Raw genomic sequence first — 20450 nt, forward strand, 5'->3', positions numbered from 1 at the left:
TGCGCCCAGGAGCACACCATGTTGAACACAACGCTACGTCGCTTCTCACGTCTGCTCGCCGTGTTGGCCTGCGTCGCGATGCCGTTGGCCGCGAAGGCCACCACCGTCCCGTCCGTCGGGCAAAGCGCGCCCGACTTCACCTTGCAGGACGTCGGTGGCAAGACCGTGCGTCTTTCCGATTTCCGGGGGCGTTATGTGGTGCTGGAGTGGAACAACCCGAGTTGCCCCTTCGTGCAGAAGCATTACGGCAGCGGCAACATGCAGCAGTTGCAGAAGGAAGCCGGCGCCAAGAATGTCGCCTGGCTCACCATCAACTCGACCGAGGCCGGTCATGCCGACTACCTCGCCCCAGCCCAGCTGGCGCGCTGGATGCGCGAACAGGGCGGCGCTTCCACGGCCACCCTGATGGACACGAACGGCGTGGTGGGCCGCGCCTACGCTGCGCGGGTCACACCGCACATGTACATCGTTGATCCGCAAGGCCGCTTGATCTACGCGGGCGGCATCGACGACAAACCTTCAGCGCGCGCCAGCGACATCCCCGGCGCGACCAACCACATCCGCGTGGGACTGGCCCAGGCTTTGGCGGGCCAGCCCCTGAGCCAAAGCACGACCCGCGCCTACGGCTGCAGCATCAAGTACCAGTGACAGGCCACGGGCCTGGGGCAAAATCCACCCATGAGCGAGACAACAGCGGCCCCAGAGCCCATTTACGTACCCCACGAAGAGTTCCGCACGGGTCTGCCAGCCGGGCACTTCAGGCTGATCGTCAACCCCGAGCGCGCCAGCAAGTACGTCAAGCACCGCTTGATGCTGACGGCGCTGATCCTGCCCGTCGTCGGCGCCGGCATCGGCATGGCTTGGTACGGCTACCCCTGGATCGGCCTGGTGATGGTGTTGCTGGGCGTGGTGGCCCACCGCATCGTGGCGCGGCAAGCGCCCAAGATCCTGCTGCACATGGCCGTGCGCGACGCCAAGATTTACCACGAAGCCATCGACTTCGAGATTCTGGAAGTCCGCCGGGCCCGCTGAAGCCCAGCGTCTCGGAGGGAGGACAGACCTGCCTGCGACAATCGCGGCATGACCCGCTTCGCCGACCTGAAAAACGACCGCTTCCTGCGTGCCTGCCTGCGCCAGGCCACCGACTACACCCCTGTGTGGCTGATGCGCCAGGCCGGGCGCTACCTGCCCGAGTACCGCGCCACCCGCGAACGCGCGGGCAGCTTCATGGGCCTGGCGACGAACGTGGACTACGCCACCGAAGTCACCTTGCAGCCGCTGGACCGCTACGCACTGGACGCGGCCATCCTGTTCTCCGACATCCTCACCGTGCCGGATGCCATGGGTCTGGGCTTGTCCTTCGCGCAGGGCGAGGGACCCAAGTTCGCCTCGCCCGTGCGTGACGAAGCCGCCGTGGCCCAGCTGGCCGCGCCGGATTTGGACAAGCTGCGCTACGTCTTCGACGCGGTGACGTCCATCCGCAAGGCGCTGGACGGGCGCGTGCCCTTGATCGGCTTCTCGGGCAGCCCCTGGACCTTGGCCTGCTACATGGTCGAAGGCTCGGGCTCGGACGACTACCGCCTGGTCAAGAGCATGCTCTACGCGCGCCCCGACCTGATGCACCGCATCTTGCAAGTGAACGCGGACGCCGTGGCGGCTTACCTCAACGCGCAGATCGACGCAGGCGCGCAAGCCGTGATGGTGTTCGACAGCTGGGGCGGCGTGCTGGCCGATGGCGTGTTCCAGTCCTTCAGCCTGGCCTACACGGCGCGCGTGCTGACCCAGCTGAAACGCACGGGCGTGGATGGCAAGGTGGTGCCACGCATCGTCTTCACCAAGGGCGGTGGCCTGTGGCTGCGCGACATGGAGTCGCTGGATTGCGAGGTGCTGGGCTTGGACTGGACCGTCAACCTCGGCACAGCCCGCGCCCTGGTGGGCGAGGGCCCCCGGGGCAAGGCGCTGCAAGGCAATCTGGACCCGAACGTGCTGTTCGCCCCCCCCGCGGCCATCGAATCGGAAGTGGCCAAGGTGCTGGCCAGCTTTGGCACGCCCCATACCGACCCCACGCGCCCCGGACCGACCCACATCTTCAACCTGGGCCACGGCATCAGCCAGCACACCCCGCCCGAGCATGTGACCGCATTGGTGGAAGCCGTGCACGCGCAATCCCGTGCGCTGCGGCGCGCCTGAGGCCTGACCGGCGCGCGGACGAATTCGAAAACACCTGTGAACGGGCTTTGTCAAGAGGGCGCAGGCTTACTTATGCACAAAATCCGTAAGCACTGTGACCTGGCTCAGTCCTTCTCTACCCCCTACGCTACAAAAGCCATAGCAGCTCTAAGTTGTTGATTTTTATGGCATTCCTAAATTGCTTTTTTCAAAGGCAATCTGTTGGAAGCCTTGATTTACAAGGCTCTCGCGCGTTTGTCAGGGCAGCTTTCAACAAAGTTATCCACAGAAGCTCTGGATTAGTTTCGCAACCCTTGCAGATCAAGCACTTAGCCGTGCTTTCGCCAAACCAAGCCAAGATCACGGCCTAAGTTTCATCACCCCAGCTCACGCATGGCGCACCTGCTTCCCATCCTGGTTCCCACGCCAGCGCACAGCAAGATTCACCTGGCCGGGGGCATGCTGAGCTGGCTGAGTGAGCAGGCACTTCCGCCAGGAACATTGGTGCGGGTGCCACTGGGCAAGCGCGAGGTGCTGGGCATCGTGTGGGACCGCTCGGCCGAGGCCCTCGACACGCCTGCCGTGGACGCGGACAAGCTGCGCCCCGTCACCGAAGCACTCACGGCGCTGGCGCCGCTGACGGAGAGCTGGCGGCAGCTGGTCGATTTCACCGCGCGTTACTACCAGCGCTCGGCGGGGGAGGTGGCCCTGGCCGCCTTGCCACCCGCGCTGCGCGAGTTGAGCGGCGAGCAATTGGCGCGTCGGATCAAAAAAACGCTCCGTGCTGGCACCCGCCCCAGCGCAGCCGACCCACCCGCCCAGCCGCTGCCCACGCTCACGGCCGAGCAAGCCGCTGCGCTCGACACCTTGGCCCAGCGCGACGCCAGCGCACCCTTCCTGCTCTTCGGCGCCACCGGCAGCGGCAAGACCGAGGTCTATCTGCGCGCCGTGCAGACCCTGCTCGCGCGTGATCCACAAGCCCAGGCCCTGGTCATGGTGCCTGAGATCAACCTCACCCCGCAGCTTGAGGCCCGGTTCGTTGAACGCTTTGGTGGCGACGCCGTGGTGTCCATGCACAGCGGCATGACCCACCCGCAGCGCCTGCAAAGCTGGCTGGCGGCGCACGGTCGGCTGTCCAACGAAGGCGAGACGGCGAACGCCATCACAAGCCCGGTGCGCATCGTGCTGGGCACGCGCATGGCCATCTTCGCCTCCTTGCCGCGCCTGCGGCTCATCGTGGTCGACGAAGAGCACGACCCCAGCTACAAGCAGCAGGAAGGCGCGCGGTACTCGGCGCGGGACCTCGCTGTTTACCGTGGCCGACTGGACAACGCCCAGGTCATCCTCGGCTCGGCCACGCCCTCACTGGAAAGCTGGCACCACAGCCGGCCCGCCGACGAGGGTGGGCGCTACATTCGCCTGGCCATGCCCAGCCGCGTGGGCGCCATCGCCCGCCCCGACGCGCCGAGCGGCGGTTTGCCGCAGGTGCGGCGCGTGGACATGCGGCATCAGCCCAAGGGCGCGGTGTTCTCGCCCCCCTTGCTGGCGGCCATGCAAGAACGCATCGCACGCGGCGAGCAATGCTTGGTCTTCCTGAACCGCCGGGGTTACGCCCCCGTGCTGCATTGCGCCGAATGCGACTGGAAAAGCGAATGCCCGCACTGCAGCGCCTACCGCGTCTTTCACAAAATCGACCGCACGCTGCGCTGCCACCACTGCGGCTACACCGAGCGCGTGCCGCGCGCCTGCCCGTCTTGCGGCAGCCCGGACATCCGCCCGATCGGGCGCGGGACTGAACAGATCGAAGAACACCTGGCCGAGCTGCTCGCGCATGTGCGGCGGCCGGACAGCTCCAGGGCGGGAACAGAAGCGGCGGCGACCGACGGCAGCCCGGTGCGCATCGCGCGCATTGACGCCGACACCACGCGGCGCAAGGGCGAGCTGGAAGCCCAGCTCGCCCAGGTGCACGGAGGCGAAGTGGACGTGCTGGTGGGCACGCAGATGATCGCCAAGGGTCATGACTTCCGGCGCATCACCCTGGTCGCGGTCATCAATCCGGACACGGCGCTGTTCTCCAGCGACTTCCGTGCGCCGGAGCGCCTGTTCTCCCTGCTGATGCAGGTCGCGGGCCGGGCCGGGCGGGACAGCGCGGCCGGGGCCAGCGAGGTCTGGGTCCAGACGGAGCAACCGACGCACCCGCTTTACGAAGCGCTGAAGCGCCACGACTACCCTGCCTTCGCGGCGCAACAGCTGCTGGAACGCGAGCAAGCGGGCCTGCCGCCTTTCAGTTTTCAGGCCCTGGTGCGAGCGGAAGCCCGCACGCAAGAAGGTGCTCAAGCCTTCCTGAACGCCGCCAGCGCCTTGGGCCAAGACATGGCAAGCCCTCTGGCCGTGATGCTTTATCCGGCCGTGCCGATGAGCGTGCAACGCGTGGCCAATGTGGAGCGCGCGCAAATGCTGGTGGAAAGTGCGTCACGCGCGGCACTGCAGCGCTTCCTGTCCCAGTGGCAGGCCAAGCTGCACGCCCTGCGTGACGCGCCCGAAGGCCAAGGCATCCTGCGCTGGGCGGTGGACGTGGACCCGCTGGCGATCTGAGCCGGGTGACCGGCGTGGTTCAGAGCGATCCTCCGATCTTGCCAGCGAGGATCACGCCCAGGGCCTCAACGACCTCAACGGCGCCACCGGTTCCCACAGTCTCGGGGCAGCGCGAGCAAGCCTAGGGGTCGGCTCGTCTTCGGTCTCGCCTCAGTCCAGCTTGACGCCCGCCGCCTCGACGATGCCCTTCCACTGCGGGTACTCGGTGCGCAGCTGGGTGGCGAAAGCCGCCGCGCTCTTGGCCTGGGGCTCGGCACCCTGGGCCTGGATGGCGGTGCGCACGGCCGTGTCGTCCAGCAGGCGGTTCACCGCAGCGTGCAGTTTGTCCACCAGGGGGGCGGGGGTGCCTGCGGGTGCGAACAGGCCGTACCAGGTGCTCACGTCGAAATCTTTCAAGCGTGCTGCCTGAGCCACGGTGGGAATGTCGGGCAGCGACGAGCTGCGCGCGGCGGAGGTCACGGCCAGGGCTCGCAGCTTGCCGGCCTTGATCTGTCCCATCGCCGAGGGCACGGACGACACCAGCAAGTCGATGTTGCCCGCCAAGGCGTCCATCAAGGCCGGGTTGGACCCCTTGTAGGGCACGTGCGTGAGCTGGATGCCTGCAGCCTTCTGGAACAGCTCCGCAGCCAGGTGGATGGACGTGCCATTGCCCGGCGAGCCGTAGCTGATCTTGCCCGGGTCCTTGCGCGCCGCGGCGATCACGTCCTCCAGGCTTTGGTATTTGGAGTTCACGCTGGTCGCGATCAGCACCGGCGTGTAAGCGATATGCGCCACGGCCACGAGGTCGCGCGTCGGGTCCCAGGGCAGGCCTTTGTAGAGCCAAGGACCGATGACGAGGTTGTCCTTCTGGCCGATCACCAGCTCATAGCCTGTAGGCGCGGCCTTGACGGCTTCGCTGATGCCAATGGTGCCGCCCGCGCCCGCCTTGTTGTCGGCCACGATCGTCCAGCCTTGCCGGGTGCCGAGTTCCGTCGCGACCAGTCGCGCCAGGATGTCCGTGCCGCCGCCGGGCGGGAAGGGCACGATGAGGCGGATGGGCTTGTCGGGGTAGCTGGTCGCCGAGCCTTGCGCTTGCGCGGTGGTGGCAAGGCCCAGGCTCATCACCAGCCCCAGCCACAATGGTTTCAGGATGCGTCGCATGAAAGTCTCCTCGGAATCTGCCGTCGTGAAGAAAAAAGCCGCCGGAGTTTAGCCCGGCGGCTTTTTTTCTCGGTCACGCCCGAGGGCGACGACTCACTGGCGCAGGTCGAAGCGGTCCAGGTTCATGACCTTGGTCCAGGCGGCCACGAAGTCCTGGGCGAACTTCTGCTTGCCATCGGCCGCGGCGTACACCTCGGCGTAGGCGCGCAGCACCGAGTTGGAGCCAAAGACGAGGTCGTTGCGGGTGGCGGTGTGCTTCACCTTGCCCGTCTTGCGGTCCTTGCCTTCGAAGACCTCGGCGCTGGCGTCGGTGGCCTTCCACTGCGTGCCCATGTCCAGCAGGTGGACAAAGAAGTCGTTCGTCAGCGCGCCCGGCTTGTCGGTGAACACGCCATGCTTGCTGCCGTCGGCATTGGTGCCCAGCACACGCAGGCCGCCGATCAGGGCCGTCAACTCGGGCGCGGTGAGCGTCAGCAGCTGGGCCTTGTCGATCAGCATGGCCTCGGTGGGCGTGCCCTCCTTGCCCCGGCCATGGTTGCGGAAACCGTCGATCACGGGCTCCAGCACGGCGAAGGATTCGACGTCCGTCTGCGCCTGAGTCGCGTCCACGCGGCCCGGCGCAAAGGGCACCTCGACCGCCACGCCACCGGCCTTGGCGGCCTGTTCCACGCCCACCACGCCGGCCAGCACGATCACGTCGGCCAGCGAGGCCTTGCCGCTGGCCTTCTGGATGTCTTCCAACTTGGCCAGGGCCTTGAGCACGGGCTTGTTGACCGCCCAGTCTTTCTGGGGCGCCAGGCGGATGCGCGCGCCATTGGCGCCGCCACGCTTGTCGCTGCCTCGGAAGGTGGACGCCGAGGCCCAGGCCACGGACACCAGCTCGCTCACCGTGAGGCCCGAGGTGGCGATCTTGGCCTTGAGGTCGGCGATGTCGGCGGCCGTCGGCTTGTGGCTGGCGGCGGGCAGCGGGTCCTGCCAGATCAGGTCTTCCTTCGGCACTTCCGGGCCGAGGTAGCGGGCCTTGGGGCCCATGTCACGGTGCGTGAGCTTGAACCAGGCGCGGGCGAAGGCATCGGCGAAGGCCTGCGGGTCTTCGAGGAAGCGCTTGGAGATCTTGCCGAACTCGGGGTCGAAGCGCATCGTCAGGTCGGTGGTCAGCATCTTGGGCTTGTGGAACTTGCCCTTGATGTGCGCGTCGGGAATGATCTCCTCGGCGTTCTTGGCCACCCACTGCTTGGCACCGGCCGGGCTCTTCTCCAGTTCCCACTCGTACTTGAAGAGGTTCTCGAAGAAGTTGTTGCTCCACAGCGCGGGCGTCTTGGTCCAAGTGACCTCGATGCCGGACGAAATCGTGTCTTTGCCGTGGCCTTGTCCGTAGTTGCTGTTCCAGCCCAGGCCCTGGGCTTCGATCGGCGCAGCCTCGGGCTCGGGGCCCTTGTGCGATTCGGGCGCCGCGCCGTGGGCCTTGCCGAAGGTGTGACCGCCGGCAATCAAGGCGACGATCTCCTCGTCGTTCATGGCCATGCGGTAGAAGGTCTGGCGGATGTCCTTGGCGGCCAGCAGGTAGTCACCGCTGGCGTTGGGACCTTCAGGGTTCACATAGATCAGGCCCATGTGGGACGCGCCGAAGGGGCCGTTGAGCTCGCGCTTGTCGCCGATGCGCTGCTTGGGGTCCACGCCCAGCCACTTCATCTCCGGGCCCCAGTTCACATCCAGATCGGGTTCCCAGACGTCTTCACGGCCGCCCGCGAAGCCGAAGGTGCGAAAGCCCATGGACTCCAGCGCGACGTTGCCCGCGAGGATGAAGAGATCGGCCCAAGAAATCTTCTGTCCGTACTTCTGCTTGATCGGCCACAGCAAGCGGCGCGACTTGTCGATGTTGACGTTGTCGGGCCAGGAGTTCAGCGGCGCGAAGCGCTGTTGCCCCCGCCCGCCGCCGCCGCGGCCGTCGGTGGTGCGGTAGGTGCCCGCCGCGTGCCAGGCCATGCGGATCATTTGCGGACCGTAGTGACCGAAATCGGCGGGCCACCAGTCTTGGCTGTCGGTCATGAGCTTGACCAAGTCGGCCTTGAGCGCCTTGTAATCCAACTTCTTGAACTCTTCGGCGTAGTCGAACTTCTCACCCAGGGGGTTGGAGCGGTCGCCGTGCTGGTTGAGCAGGTCCACGCGCAGCTGGTTGGGCCACCAATCCAGATTGCTGGTGCCGCCCCCGGCGGCGTGGTGATAAGGGCATTTGGCTTCATCGGACATGGGGACTCTCCTTGGTGAGGTGCGCGCTGGGCGCGTCGGAAAGGTGGGGAAGGACAGAACAGGCCACGATCAGGACAAGTCAATCAGTAGACCTGCGCCAGGGCAGCCAGGGTTTCCATCCAAGACTGCCGATCGATCAAAGACAGCGACATGAGAGGCTCCTGGGTGTTGACGGGCTCTCAGTCTAAAAGTCATCTATTGCAGAAGCCATTTGATTGAGTTTATCTATCAAATAGGCGGCATCTATCCATGGATGGATAGTCATAGGTGCTAACCCGGACTCAGCGCAACAGGCTGACCGCACCCGAGAAACTCAGGAAGGCCACGGCGGTGGACACCAGGATGATGCGGGCGATGCGCCCGTTGTCCGCGCCAAATCGCTCGGCCAGCAGGGACACATTGCTGGCGCTCGGCAAGGCCGCAGCCAGCACCATCACTGTGAGCGCGAAATCGGTCAGCGGCGCGCCCAGCCTCATGGCAAGCAGCCCCACACCCAGCACCAACAGCGGGTGCAACACCAGCTTGAAGACCGCCACCGGCACGTAGTCACGCAGCGGGACGGGCGATTGCTCGCGCTCGGTGGCCAGGATGTGTGAGCGTGCAAGCACGGCGCCAATGGTGAACAAGGCCACGGGCGAGGCCGCGTCGGCCAGCAGGCCTACGGTCTGGTGCACGGGCCCGGGCAGTTCGAAGCGCAGGTAGGACGCCAATCCGCCGAGCAGGATGGCCCAGGGCATGGGGTTGGTCAGCATGCCCCTGAGCGCGTTCTTCAAGGCCACCGCCATGCCGTGCTTGTCCGCGCCGTCCAGGCGGGACAGCGCGATGCACAGCGAGGTGGTGATCACCATGTCCACCAGGATGCCCACGATCACTGGCGCGGCTGCCTGGGCCCCCAGCAGGGCCACCAGCAAGGGCACGCCCATGAACCCCGTGTTCGGAAAAGCGGCGACCAGGGCACCGAAGGCCGCGTCGTTCCAGCGGATGCGCCGATTGAGCGTGACCGCGACCGTGAAGCCCACCATGAGCAAGGCGCACAACAGCCAAATCAGAAAGACCGAATAGTCCAGCAGTTGCGCGATGGGCGTGCTGGCGCCAAAGCGGTACAGCATGCAAGGCAGGGCGAAGAACAGCACAAAGCCATTGAGCCCGGGAATGGCCTCCAGCGGCAGCAGGCGGCGGCGGGCGCCGAGGTAGCCGCAGAGCACGAGGGCGAAGAAGGGGAAGGTGACGGAGAAAATCTGAAGCAGGTTCTGCATGGCCCTGATTGTGCAAGGCCGCATGCAACAGAATGTGCACGGGTATCATCGCTCGCCCTGCCACTCCCTGTGCCCTCCGCCCTCCGCATGTCCGCTGGCCTCAACCTCGCCCAACAAGACGCCGTCAACCACCTGCATGGGCCTTGCCTGGTGCTGGCGGGCGCGGGGTCCGGCAAGACCCGGGTCATCACGCACAAGATCGCGCGACTGATTCAAGCAGGGTTGGAGCCGCAACGCATCACCGCCATCACCTTCACCAACAAGGCCGCGGCCGAAATGCGCGAACGGGCCAAGGGGCTGATCGGACGCGACGCGAAGAAAGTGCGCATCTGCACCTTCCACGCCTTGGGCGTGCACCTGCTGCGCGGGGACGGCGAGGCGCTGGGCTTGAAGGCCAATTTTTCCATCCTCGACAGCGACGACGTGACCAGCATCCTCAAGGACGCAGGCGGCAGCACGGACGCGGCCACGGCTCGGCAATGGCAGTGGACCATCAGCAAGTGGAAGAACGCCGGCCTGACGGCGGCGCAGGCCGAGGCCCAGGCGGCGGACGACAACGAGCGCGTCACCGCCAAGATCATGGCGCGCTACGAAGAGCGCCTGACGGCCTACCAGAGCGTGGACTTCGACGACCTGATCGGCCTGCCGCTCAAGCTGCTGCGCGAGCACCCGCAGGTGCGCGCCAAATGGCAGCAGATGATGGGCCACATCCTGGTCGACGAGTACCAAGACACCAACGCCACGCAGTACGAGCTGCTCAAGCTGCTGACGTCCGACGACCCGCAGCGCGCGCACTTCACGGCCGTGGGCGACGACGACCAGTCGATTTACGGCTGGCGCGGCGCGACGCTGGACAACCTGAAGAAACTGCCCATCGATTTCCCCAACCTGCGCATCATCAAGCTGGAGCAGAACTACCGCTCCACCAGCGCCATCCTGCAGGCGGCGAACAATGTGATCGGCCCCAACCCCAAGCTCTTTCCCAAGACCTTGTGGAGCGAGCTGGGCGAAGGCGAGCCGGTGCGCGTGGTGGACGCGGACAACGAGGAACACGAGGCCGAGCGCATGGTCGCGCGCATCCAGAGCCTGCGCGAGAACTCGCAGCACAAGGAGTGGAAGGACTTCGCGGTGCTCTACCGCGCCAACCACCAGTCCCGCATCCTGGAGCAGGCGCTGCGCAAGGCCAACATCCCCTACAAGGTCTCGGGCGGCATCAGCTTCTTCGACCGCGCCGAGATTCGCGACCTCTGCGCCTGGCTGCGCCTGTGGGTCAACAACGACGACGACCCGGCCTTTCTGCGCGCCATCACCACGCCCAAGCGCGGCATTGGCCACCAGACACTGCAAGCCCTGGGCACCTTCGCCGGGCAATACAAGGTCAGTCTGTTCGAAGCGCTGTTCTCCAGCTCCTTGCCCTCGGTGCTGAACAGCCGCGCGCTCGATGGCCTGCATGAGTTCGGCCGCTACGTGAACGACCTGGAGTACCGCGCGCGCCACACCGAAGGCAAGGAAGCCGCGCTGGCCTTCCTGCTGGAATGGCTCAAGGACATCGGCTACGAGAAGTTTCTTTACGACAGCGAAGAGCACGAAAAAGCCGCGCAGTCGCGCTGGACCAATGTGCTCGATTTCTGCGACTGGATGGCGGGGCGCTGTGGCGGCGAGATCGAGGACGAGAACGGCGCCAGCTTCGGCGACAACTTCGCCAGCGAGAAGAAGAACCTGCTGGACGTGGCGCAGACTGTGTCGCTGATCTCGACCTTGTCCGAACGCCAGCAAGACCAAAACCTGGTCACGCTGTCCACCCTGCACGCCTCCAAGGGCTTGGAGTGGCCGCACGTGATGCTGATCGGCGTGTGCGAGGGGCTGCTGCCCTTCAAGCTGGACGACGGCGCGGACTCGGCGGGCGGCTCGCAGCGCGAACATGAGGCCGCCAATGACAGCATCGCCGAACGCCTGCAGGAAGAACGCCGCTTGATGTACGTGGGCATCACGCGCGCGCAGCGCACCCTGGCCGTGAGCTGGCCCAAACGCCGCAAGAAGGGCCGCGAAATGATCGCCGCGCAGCCCAGCCGTTTCATCGCCGAGATGGCCCTGAGCCAGGCCACGGTCAAGGAAGACCCCCGCGAGAAACTGCGCGCGCTGCGCGCCGAGTTCGCCAAGAAAGCGGAGGCCACGGCCGCCGCCGCGGCCAACCCGCAGCCCAGCGGGAGTCCCGTGTGACCCACCGACTCGCGAGAGCCGCGTTGCTGGCGCTTGGCACGAGCGGCCTGCTGGTGAGCGCCTTTGCGCAAACCCCGCAAGCGGCTTCCGCACCACCGGCTTCCGAGTCGCAAGCACCTCAAGCGCAAAGTGGCGAGCCCACCACGACAGCCGGTCTTGAAGCCACTCCCGCGCCGCCGCCCGGCGCTACGCGGAGCTGCCGTGGCAACTTGTCCTCCTTCGGACGATTTTGGGAGCTGGATTCCGACACGGACTGCGGCAACTACAACATCCGCGGCTACAAGCCCATCAGCCTGTCTTGGGTGCACGGTAGTCGCGTCAACAACGCGCCCCAATCGGACAATGACACCCGGGACGTCGCTGCCGCCAACGCCCAGGATTACGAGAACAACGAAATGCGCATCCAGCTCTCGGTGCGCAGCAAGCTCGCCACGGGCCTGCTCTTTTGGGAAGCCGGAGGACCGCGCGATTCACTCTGGTTTGCTTACACCCAGCAGAGCTACTGGCAGCTCTTCAACTCGGAGCTCTCACGCCCCTTCCGCACCACCGACCACGAGCCCGAACTGATTTACGTCGCGCCCACGCCGCTGACCCTGCCCTGGGGTTGGCAATGGATCTACACCGGCTTGGCCCTGAACCATCAGTCCAACGGCCAGACCCTGCCCCTGTCGCGCAGCTGGAACCGCGCCATCCTGATGACCGGGTTGGAAAAGAAAGATCAATTTTCAGTGGGTCTGCGTCTGTGGGAGCGCCTCGGCGATGGCGATGGCGAGAGCAGCAGCGACGTCAACGCCCAGGACGACAACCCCGGCATTGAAGAGACCTACGGACGTGCCGAGGTCATGGCCGCCTGGCATCTGGCTCGGGGACACAATCTCGTCCTCACCCTGCGTCACAACCTGCGCCCGGATTCGGAACGCAATGGCCTGACGTCCTGGCGCGCGGAGTGGTTGCGCCCCCTGGACAGCCAAGCCCCGGGGCTGCGCCTGCACCTGCAACTTTTCAGCGGTTACGGCGATTCGCTGATCGATTACAACTACCGCCGCACCGTGTTCAGCATCGGCCTGAGCCTGGTGGATTTCTGAGCCGAAGACCTCTCAAGCACTTTTTCATCATGACCGACCTCATCGGCTACCTCGCCGCTGGCCTGACGACCCTGAGCTTCTTGCCCCAAGCCTTGCACACCTTCCGCACCCGCGACGTCAGCGGCATCTCGCTGGGCATGTACGCGCTGTTCACCACGGGCGTCGCGCTGTGGGTGGCCTATGGCGCGCTGATGGCCTCCGGTCCGCTGCTGGCCGCCAACATCGTCACCCTGTCGCTGGCGCTGGCCATCCTGGTGATGAAGCTGCGCTACGGCCGGGTCGCCCGCAAGGACTGAGCCACTCGAGGCTCGGCCAAGCCGCCCGGCGATCAGGCCGCGGCGCGGCGCAAGCGGTCGGTGACGCCCTCCCAGGCAGGCGCCTCGGGCGGCGTCTCGACCCAGATTTCACGCACGCCGGTTTCGTCCAGGGCACGCAGGGCCGCGAACAGCTCGTGCGCGGCGGCATCCGCCTCGAGGGGCATCGGGCGATGCACGACGCCTTCGGGCAGCTGGAGGGACGTCCGCGCGTACACAGCGATCAAGGCGACCTGGGCCTCGCCTTCCATACCGGCCGGTCCCGGGACACTGCGCCTGGCGACCAGCGTGGATTGCAAGGCGGCTGCGTCCATCAAACGAACCTTGGCGCGGGGCGCGTAATGCGATTCGAGCATGCCCGAGGCCCGGGGCGCCGCCTGCGCGGTGTGGGCCTGGACTTCGTCCGGGCTGCGCAAGCGCATGTCGGTACCCGCCGCCCGCAGCACCTCGTCGATCCGCGCGCGGGTGATTTGCCCGGGTCGCAAGAGCACGGGGGCACCCCGCGTGCAGTCGACGATGGTGGATTCGATGCCCACCTCACACGCGCCGCCATCCAGAATGAGCAGCTCCGAGCCAAATTCACCCTGCACATGGGCGGCGGTCGTGGGGCTGACGCGGCCGAACAGGTTGGCGCTGGGCGCGGCCAGGCCCGCCACGCCCAGGGTGCGGGCGGCTTGCAGCACGGCCTGGGCGACCGGGTGCGCGGGACAGCGCAGACCGATGGAGTCCTGCCCACCCGCAGCGGCAGCGGCCACGCCCGCTCGGCGCGGCAAGATGAGGGTGAGGGGACCGGGCCAGAACGCGTCCATCAACGTTCGCGCGAAAGGGGGCACCTGCGCCGCGAAATTCGCGAGCCCCTCGCGCGCGCCCGATTCGTCGGCCAGGTGCACGATGAGCGGATGGCCCGGCGGCCGACCCTTGGCCGCGTAGATCTTCGCGACGGCGACGTCGTTGCCCGCGTCGGCCGCGAGGCCGTAGACCGTTTCGGTGGGCAAGCCCAGCAGCTCGCCCGCGCGCAAAGCCTGGGCCGCGCGCTGGACAGCAGACGGATCGCGGCCGTCGAGGACCATGTTCAAAACGGATCGATGCCCAGGAGGGCGGCGGCGGCCAGGGCCGTTTGGCGCACCTCGGCCACGCTGGCACCGGTCAAGGTCAGGTGGCCCATCTTGCGGCCCGGCTTGGCTTCGTGCTTGCCATATAAGTGCAGGTGCGCGCCGGGCAGGGCCAGCACCCGATCCCACGCAGGCGACGCACCGTCGACGCCCCACAGATCACCCAACAGGTTGAGCATGATGCTGGGGCTGTGCAGGCGCGGCTGCGTGAGCGGCAAACCCGCGAGGGTGCGCACCTGGAGGTCAAACTGCGACTGATCACAGGCGTCGATGCTGTAGTGGCCGCTGTTGTGCGGACGAGGCGCCATTTCGTTCACCACCAGTGACCCATCGGCCAGCACGAAGAACTCGACGCACAGCACGCCAACATAGCCCAGGCCTTCGGCGATGGATTTCGTCGCGGCGATAGCCTGCTTCGCCAGCGATGGATCGATGTTGCCCTCGTGCACCTCGGTCACGGCGAGGATGCCGGCGCGGTGCAGGTTGCGCTGCACGGGGAAGTTGACCATCTGCCCATCGGCACCCCGCGCCACGATGACGGACACCTCGGCCGCCAGCGGGAGCATTTTTTCCAGCACGCAGGGCACGTGTTTCAGACCGTCCCAGGCAGCCGCAAGTTCGGCCTGCGTCTTGACGCGCACCTGGCCCTTGCCGTCGTAGCCCAGGCGCGCGGTTTTCAGGATGCCGGGCAACAGACTGTTCACCCCCACACTCCCCACTGCGTGTGGTTCGCTGCCCCCAGAGGGGGTGCTCGCTTGCTTGGGGCGGCCCGGCGCTGCGCTCGGTTCCTCCAGCAAGGCCGCGAGCTGCCCCGACGTTTCAATCACGGCATTGGGCGCCACCGGCACACCACAGCGCGTGAAATGCGCTTTTTCCTGCGCGCGGTCTTGCGCAATGGCGACCGCGCTCGCGGCCGGGGCCACGAAGCGCGAGGCGGCCAGGCGCTGCAAGGCGGGCGCGGGCACGTTCTCGAATTCGGTGGTAATGGCCGCGCTGATCTGCGCGAGCTGCGCCAGGCCCGCCTCGTCGAGATACGGCGTGCGGATGTGATGGTGGCTCACCAGCCCCGCAGGGCTGGAGGCATCGGGATCAAGCACCGCCGTGAAGTACCCCATTTGCTGCGCGGCGTGGACGAACATGCGGCCCAGCTGGCCACCGCCCATGACACCCAGGGTGGCACCCGGAAGAATGGTTTTCATCGCGTGCGTGACCCTCACAGAGCAGGCGGCAGCGTCATCGCCCGCGCGTGCGCGGTTTGCTCGGCGCGGTAGGCATTCAGCTTGTCGCGCAAGCTGGTGTCTTGGTTCGCGAGCATGGCCACGGCGAACAAGGCCGCGTTGGCCGCGCCAGCCGCGCCGATGGCAAAGGTCGCGACGGGGATGCCCTTGGGCATCTGCACGATGCTGTGCAGCGAGTCCACGCCGGACAGGGCCTTGCTTTGCACCGGCACGCCCAGCACGGGCACCACGGTCTTGGCCGCCAGCATGCCCGGCAGGTGCGCCGCGCCCCCGGCACCCGCGATGATGGCTTTCAAGCCCCGGCCTTCGGCGGCTTCGGCGTAGGCGAACATGTCGTCCGGCATGCGGTGCGCGGAGACGACCTTGGCTTCGTGCGGGATGCCAAAGTGGTGGAGAATCTGGACCGCCTGCTGCATGGTGTCCCAGTCGGAACTGGAGCCCATGACCACGCCGATGAGAGTTTTCATAAGCCCCGATTATCCCCTGCCGTCCTTCCATGCTCGACATCACCGCCGACAACTTCGAGACCGAGGTCATCCTCGCTTCTCAGACCACGCCCGTGCTGCTGGACTTCTGGGCGCCCTGGTGCGGCCCCTGCAAATCCCTCAGCCCCATCTTGGAAAAACTGGAAGTCGCCTACGGCGGGCGCTTCACCCTCGCCAAGGTCAATTCCGACGAGCAACAGGAACTGGCCGGTGCCTTCGGCATCCGCAGCATCCCGACCTGCATCTTGATGATCGGCGGTCGTCCCGTGGACGGTTTCATGGGCGCCTTGCCTGAAGGCAAGCTGCGCGAGTTCCTGGACAAGCACCTGCCCGGCGAAAACGAACTCGCGGCCCAGGCGGAGGCCGAGGAAGCCCAAGAGGCACTGGAAGCCGGTGACATCGACGGTGCCTTGGCCCGCCTGAGCGAAGCCTTCCAGGCCGACCCGAACAACGACACCTTGCGCTACGACTACGCCAAGCTGCTGATCAGCGCGGGCGAGCTGGAGCAGGCGGCCGCGGTATTGGCCCCCACGCTCACGCGCATTCCCGTGCCGTTGCAGTTCGAGGCCTTGCGTCAGTGGCTGAACGCGCTGGAGTTCGTCACCCAAGACCCGCAGGCCCAGCAGCCCTTGGAAGCCTTCGACGCACGCATCGCGGCCAACAAGCGCGACTTTGATGCCCGCTTCGCCAAGGCCCGCGTCCTGGTCGCCATGCAAGAGTGGTCCGCCGCGCTGGACGAGCTGCTCGAGATCATCCTGCGCGACAAGAAATGGGCCGACGAGGCGCCGCGCAAGACCTACATCGCCATCCTTGAACTGCTCACACCACCCGCACCGAAAGACAAGGGGGCTGAGGCGGCCAGCGGCAAGAGCGCAGGCGGCATCGAACTCGCGGGCCACGCCACCGTGCAGCAGGACGAACAGGCCGCGCTGGTGTCGAGCTACCGGCGCAAGCTGAGCATGGCGCTGAACTGAGCCCGCTCAGTCTGCCCCAGCCCTGAGCATTGAAAACGGCGTCCTCGGACGCCGTTTTCAATGGACCGTCAGCAGGATGGGCTCGCCGCGCGTGACGACCAGCGTGTGCTCGAACTGGGCCGACAGATTGCCCGGCGCGCCCACCAGGGTCCAGCCGTCGGCGGCTTCCTTGACCGTGCGGCTCTTGGTCGACAGGAAAGGCTCGATGGCGATCACCATGCCCTCCTGCAGCACCCGCGTGTCCGTGCGGTCGAAATAACCCGGGATGTACTCCGGCTCCTCGTGCAGGGATCGGCCGACGCCGTGGCCGCAGAGGTTTTCGATCACGCGGAATCCATAACGCCGCGCGGTCTGCTCAATGGCCGCGCCCACATCGCGGATCGGACGCCCCGCGCGGACCACTTGCAGCGCGTTCGACAGGGCCTCGCGCGTCGCGTGGCACAGCCGGGCCTTCTGCGCGGAACCGGTCGGGATCACCGTGGTGCCGCCGGTGTCGGCGAAATACCCGCCCAACTCGGCCGACACGTCCACGTTCAGCACATCACCCGCCTGGAGCACACGATCCCCGGGCACGCCATGCGCCGCCTCTTCGTTCACGCTGATGCAGGTGGCACCCGGAAAGTCGTAGACCAGGCGCGGGGCGGAACGCACGCCCTGGCGCGCCAGCAGTTGCTCGCCGATCTCGTCCAGCTCGCGCGTCGTCATGCCAGGTTGGACACGAGACAGCATCTCGTCGCGCACGAGGGCGACCGCGCGGCCGACGCGGCGCAAGCCTTCCAGGTCTTCTTGGGTTTCGATGGTCATGCGCGCTCCTGAACTGTGTTCCTGAATCCGGTATCGGTACTCACGCCCCCGTGAGGCGGGTCAGAGCCTCCCGGTACTTGGCCGCCGTCTGGGCGATCACCTCGGCGGGCAAGGTCGGCGCGGGGGGCGTCTTGCCCCAGGGCTGGCCGTCCACCTTGGCCTGCTCCAGCCAGTCGCGCAGGAACTGCTTGTCGTAGCTGGGCGGGTTGACTCCCCGCTTGAACGCTTGTTCGTAGCCTTCGACCGGCCAGTAACGCGAGGAGTCGGGCGTCAGCACCTCGTCCATCAGCACCAGGCGACCTTGCGGGTCCAGGCCGAATTCGAATTTGGTGTCGGCAATGATGATGCCCTTCCTCAAGGCGATCTCGCTCGCGGTCTTGTAGAGCGCGATGGAAACGTCACGGATCTTGGCCGCGAGTTCGGCGCCGATCAGTTCCACGGTTTTCTCGAAACTGATGTTTTCGTCGTGCTCGCCCATCTCGGCCTTGTGCGCCGGGGTGTAGATGGGCTCGGGCAGCTTGCTGGCGTTCTTCAACCCTGCGGGCAACTTCACTCCGCAGACGGCCTGCGATTCCTGGTACTCCTTCCAGCCGCTGCCCGCGAGGTAGCCGCGCACCACCGCCTCGACCGGGATGGGCTTGAGGCGTTGGACCAGCATGGCGCGGCCGCGAACCTGTGCCACCTCATCGGGCTGAACCACGCTCTCGGGCGCGGCACCCGTGAGGTGGTTCGGCACGATGTGTCCCAGCTGGTCAAACCAGAACAGCGCCATCTTCGTCAGCAGCTCGCCCTTGCCTGGGATGGGCTCGCTCATGATGACGTCGAAGGCGCTGATGCGGTCGGACGCGAGCATGAGGATGCGGTCCTCGCCCACGGCGTAGTTGTCGCGCACCTTGCCGCGCGCGAGCAGGGGCAGGGATCGGAGGCTGGAAGTGTGCAGGGCGCTGGTCATGAACAGGTTCCCGGAAAAGAAAAAGCCCGGCGCGCTGCCGGGCTGTGGATTATCGCAAGCTGCGCGGGCTGGGGCCTGTGCTCAATGCACGAGCTGTGCCAGTTGGCCCTTGGCGTACTTCTGCGCCATGACGGCCAAGCCTTGGCTCTTGACCTTGGCGCCCTGACCTTCGCAACCGAATTCGAGGTAACGCGCCTTGCAGACCTGCTTGGCGGCTTCGCGCGCGGGCTTGAGCCATTCGCGGGCATCGAACTTGTCCGGGTTCTCGGCCAGGAACTTGCGCACCGCGCCGGTCATGGCCAGGCGGATGTCGGTGTCGATGTTGATCTTGCGCACACCGTGCTTGATGGCTTCTTGGATTTCCTTCACGGGCACGCCGTAGGTTTCCTTCATCTTGCCGCCGTACTGGTTGATGAGGGCCAGCAATTCCTGCGGCACGGAGGAGGAGCCGTGCATCACCAAATGGGTGTTGGGGATGCGGGCGTGGATTTCCTTGACGCGGCTGATGGCCAGGATGTCGCCGGTGGGCGGGCGGCTGAACTTGTAAGCGCCGTGGCTGGTGCCGATCGCGATGGCCAGGGCGTCGAGCTGGGTGGCCTTGACGAACTGGGCGGCTTCCTCGGGGTCGGTCAGCAACTGGCTGTGGTCCAGCTTGCCTTCGGCGCCGATGCCGTCTTCCTCACCGGCTTCGCCGGTTTCCAGATTGCCCAAGCAGCCGAGTTCGCCTTCGACGGTGACGCCCACCTTGTGCGCCATGTCCACGACCTTGCGGGTCACGTCCACGTTGTAGGCGAAGTCGGCCGGGGTCTTGCCGTCTTCCTTGAGCGATCCGTCCATCATCACCGAGCCAAAACCCAGGGCGATCGCGCCTTCGCAGACCTTGGGCGTGGTGCCGTGGTCCTGGTGCATGACCAGCGGGATGTGGGGGAAGGCTTCCACCGCCGCCTGGATCAGGTGCTTGATGAAGGGCTCGCCCGCGTATTTGCGCGCGCCAGCGCTGGCCTGCAGGATGACGGGAGCGCCCACTTCATCCGCGGCGGCCATCACGGCCTGCACCTGTTCCAGGTTGTTGACGTTGAAGGCCGGAATGCCATAGCCGTTTTCGGCGGCATGGTCCAGCAGTTCGCGCATGGAAACGAGCGGCATGGGGTTCCCCTGGGGAAATGGTTGACTGTTGGGACAGCCTTCGATTTTATCCGCCCTGCCCAAGCCGCCCATGGGCAAGACCCCACGCATGGGCTTGCGGGGCACGGCGCGAGCGCGCCAGCGGGTTCAAAGTGGTCGAAAGTCCTCAGTGCAACACGCGCAGCACGCCGTCGTCGGACAGTTCGTTGAGCACCAGGTGGTCCTGCGGTTCGGTGCCGAAACTCCAGTACGCCATGCGCAGGATCAGTCGCAGCATCTCGCGCGACAGGTACTCGGAGGGCAGCACCATGGCGCGGTCCACCACGACTTCACGCATGAAGGGAGGCAACAAGCCAGAGGCCTCGAGGAAACCCAGGTAACCCAGGCATTCCTCGCCCAGGTGCTCTTGCTCGCGCGGAAGGTAGGCGCGCATGCTGGCCGGATGCTGAAGCTCAGGATGCTCCAGCTGCCCCTGCACCGCGTCGTACAGGCCGTCGAGCCAGTACAAGGCACCCTCGATCTCCTCGGGCTCGAAGCCCAGGGTGCTCAGCGTGCGTTCAAGCTGAGACCACTCCGGACAAGCATCGCCCTGCCAGTAGTTTTCGTAGACGTAGACAAGCACATCGAACATGTGAGGGACTGTATTCAAGAACCTCGAACTGTGACAACCGGTAATGAGGCACTTTTCCCGTTCTTTTCCCCCATCCTTTTTCGGATTTCTTTACAGAGTT

The 20450-nt window shown here is 66.1% G+C and carries 18 protein-coding genes; 8 read left to right on the forward strand and 10 right to left on the reverse strand.

Annotation, left to right across the window (positions count from 1 at the left end):
* The first annotated feature begins 18 nt into the window (after positions 1-18).
* The 4 genes from ACLBKS_RS09180 (at position 19) to priA (ending at position 4764) form a co-directional block, all read left to right on the forward strand.
* On the forward strand, positions 19-648 hold the full coding sequence (locus ACLBKS_RS09180; RefSeq protein ID WP_410192505.1) for a thioredoxin family protein: 630 nt from the start codon (positions 19-21) through the stop codon (positions 646-648).
* A gap of 30 nt (positions 649-678) precedes the next feature.
* Positions 679-1032 carry a hypothetical protein gene (locus ACLBKS_RS09185; protein ID WP_410192506.1) on the forward strand — a complete coding sequence of 118 codons (354 nt, stop codon included), beginning with the start codon at positions 679-681 and terminating at the stop codon, positions 1030-1032.
* A gap of 48 nt (positions 1033-1080) precedes the next feature.
* On the forward strand, positions 1081-2190 hold the full coding sequence (hemE, locus tag ACLBKS_RS09190) for a uroporphyrinogen decarboxylase (RefSeq protein WP_410192507.1): 1110 nt from the start codon (positions 1081-1083) through the stop codon (positions 2188-2190).
* Positions 2191-2562: 372 nt separating this feature from the next.
* A complete protein-coding gene (priA, locus tag ACLBKS_RS09195) occupies positions 2563-4764 on the forward strand; it encodes a primosomal protein N' (protein ID WP_410192508.1) in 2202 nt (733 codons plus the stop codon).
* Between the two features lie 150 nt (positions 4765-4914).
* On the opposite strand, the gene ACLBKS_RS09200 is transcribed toward priA, so the two are convergent.
* From ACLBKS_RS09200 to ACLBKS_RS09210, 3 genes are all read right to left on the reverse strand, one after another.
* Positions 4915-5904 carry a Bug family tripartite tricarboxylate transporter substrate binding protein gene (locus ACLBKS_RS09200; RefSeq protein WP_410192509.1) on the reverse strand — a complete coding sequence of 330 codons (990 nt, stop codon included), beginning with the start codon at positions 5902-5904 and terminating at the stop codon, positions 4915-4917.
* A 93-nt stretch (positions 5905-5997) separates the two neighbouring features.
* A complete protein-coding gene (gene katG / locus ACLBKS_RS09205; protein ID WP_410192510.1) occupies positions 5998-8154 on the reverse strand; it encodes a catalase/peroxidase HPI in 2157 nt (718 codons plus the stop codon).
* 281 nt (positions 8155-8435) lie between these two features.
* Positions 8436-9410 carry an AEC family transporter gene (locus tag ACLBKS_RS09210; RefSeq protein ID WP_410192511.1) on the reverse strand — a complete coding sequence of 325 codons (975 nt, stop codon included), beginning with the start codon at positions 9408-9410 and terminating at the stop codon, positions 8436-8438.
* A gap of 87 nt (positions 9411-9497) precedes the next feature.
* Between ACLBKS_RS09210 and ACLBKS_RS09215 the strand changes: the two genes are divergently transcribed.
* The 3 genes from ACLBKS_RS09215 to ACLBKS_RS09225 are packed head-to-tail and all read left to right on the forward strand — an operon-like array spanning position 9498 to position 13011.
* On the forward strand, positions 9498-11630 hold the full coding sequence (locus ACLBKS_RS09215) for an ATP-dependent helicase (protein WP_410192744.1): 2133 nt from the start codon (positions 9498-9500) through the stop codon (positions 11628-11630).
* A complete protein-coding gene (locus ACLBKS_RS09220) occupies positions 11627-12715 on the forward strand; it encodes a phospholipase A (protein WP_410192512.1) in 1089 nt (362 codons plus the stop codon). The genes ACLBKS_RS09215 and ACLBKS_RS09220 overlap by 4 nt, the downstream gene beginning before the upstream one ends.
* A 29-nt stretch (positions 12716-12744) precedes the next feature.
* Positions 12745-13011, forward strand: coding sequence for a SemiSWEET transporter (locus ACLBKS_RS09225; protein ID WP_410192513.1), 267 nt, complete (start codon positions 12745-12747; stop codon positions 13009-13011).
* 32 nt (positions 13012-13043) lie between these two features.
* Here the strand turns inward: ACLBKS_RS09225 and ACLBKS_RS09230 are convergent, their stop codons facing one another.
* The 3 genes from ACLBKS_RS09230 to purE are packed head-to-tail and all read right to left on the reverse strand — an operon-like array spanning position 13044 to position 15846.
* Positions 13044-14099 (reverse strand): L-threonylcarbamoyladenylate synthase, encoded by a 1056-nt coding sequence (locus ACLBKS_RS09230; protein WP_410192514.1) that lies wholly within the window; start codon positions 14097-14099, stop codon positions 13044-13046.
* A gap of 2 nt (positions 14100-14101) precedes the next feature.
* On the reverse strand, positions 14102-15340 hold the full coding sequence (locus ACLBKS_RS09235) for a 5-(carboxyamino)imidazole ribonucleotide synthase (protein WP_410192515.1): 1239 nt from the start codon (positions 15338-15340) through the stop codon (positions 14102-14104).
* A gap of 14 nt (positions 15341-15354) precedes the next feature.
* A complete protein-coding gene (purE, locus tag ACLBKS_RS09240; protein ID WP_410192516.1) occupies positions 15355-15846 on the reverse strand; it encodes a 5-(carboxyamino)imidazole ribonucleotide mutase in 492 nt (163 codons plus the stop codon).
* A 29-nt stretch (positions 15847-15875) separates the two neighbouring features.
* Here purE and trxA point away from each other — a divergent pair, with 29 nt between their 5' ends.
* On the forward strand, positions 15876-16838 hold the full coding sequence (gene trxA / locus ACLBKS_RS09245; protein WP_410192517.1) for a thioredoxin: 963 nt from the start codon (positions 15876-15878) through the stop codon (positions 16836-16838).
* Between the two features lie 57 nt (positions 16839-16895).
* On the opposite strand, the gene map is transcribed toward trxA, so the two are convergent.
* From map to ACLBKS_RS09265, 4 genes are all read right to left on the reverse strand, one after another.
* Positions 16896-17642 (reverse strand): type I methionyl aminopeptidase, encoded by a 747-nt coding sequence (gene map, locus ACLBKS_RS09250; RefSeq protein WP_410192518.1) that lies wholly within the window; start codon positions 17640-17642, stop codon positions 16896-16898.
* 40 nt (positions 17643-17682) lie between these two features.
* On the reverse strand, positions 17683-18594 hold the full coding sequence (locus tag ACLBKS_RS09255; protein WP_410192519.1) for a phosphoribosylaminoimidazolesuccinocarboxamide synthase: 912 nt from the start codon (positions 18592-18594) through the stop codon (positions 17683-17685).
* 81 nt (positions 18595-18675) lie between these two features.
* Positions 18676-19740, reverse strand: coding sequence for a class II fructose-bisphosphate aldolase (gene fba / locus ACLBKS_RS09260; protein WP_410192520.1), 1065 nt, complete (start codon positions 19738-19740; stop codon positions 18676-18678).
* Between the two features lie 145 nt (positions 19741-19885).
* Complete coding sequence (locus tag ACLBKS_RS09265; RefSeq protein WP_410192521.1) at positions 19886-20350, reverse strand: DUF494 domain-containing protein; 465 nt, start codon at positions 20348-20350, stop codon at positions 19886-19888.
* Positions 20351-20450 lie beyond the last annotated feature (100 nt).

This window comes from Hylemonella sp. W303a (assembly GCF_046452315.1).
GTDB lineage: Bacteria > Pseudomonadota > Gammaproteobacteria > Burkholderiales > Burkholderiaceae_C > Hylemonella.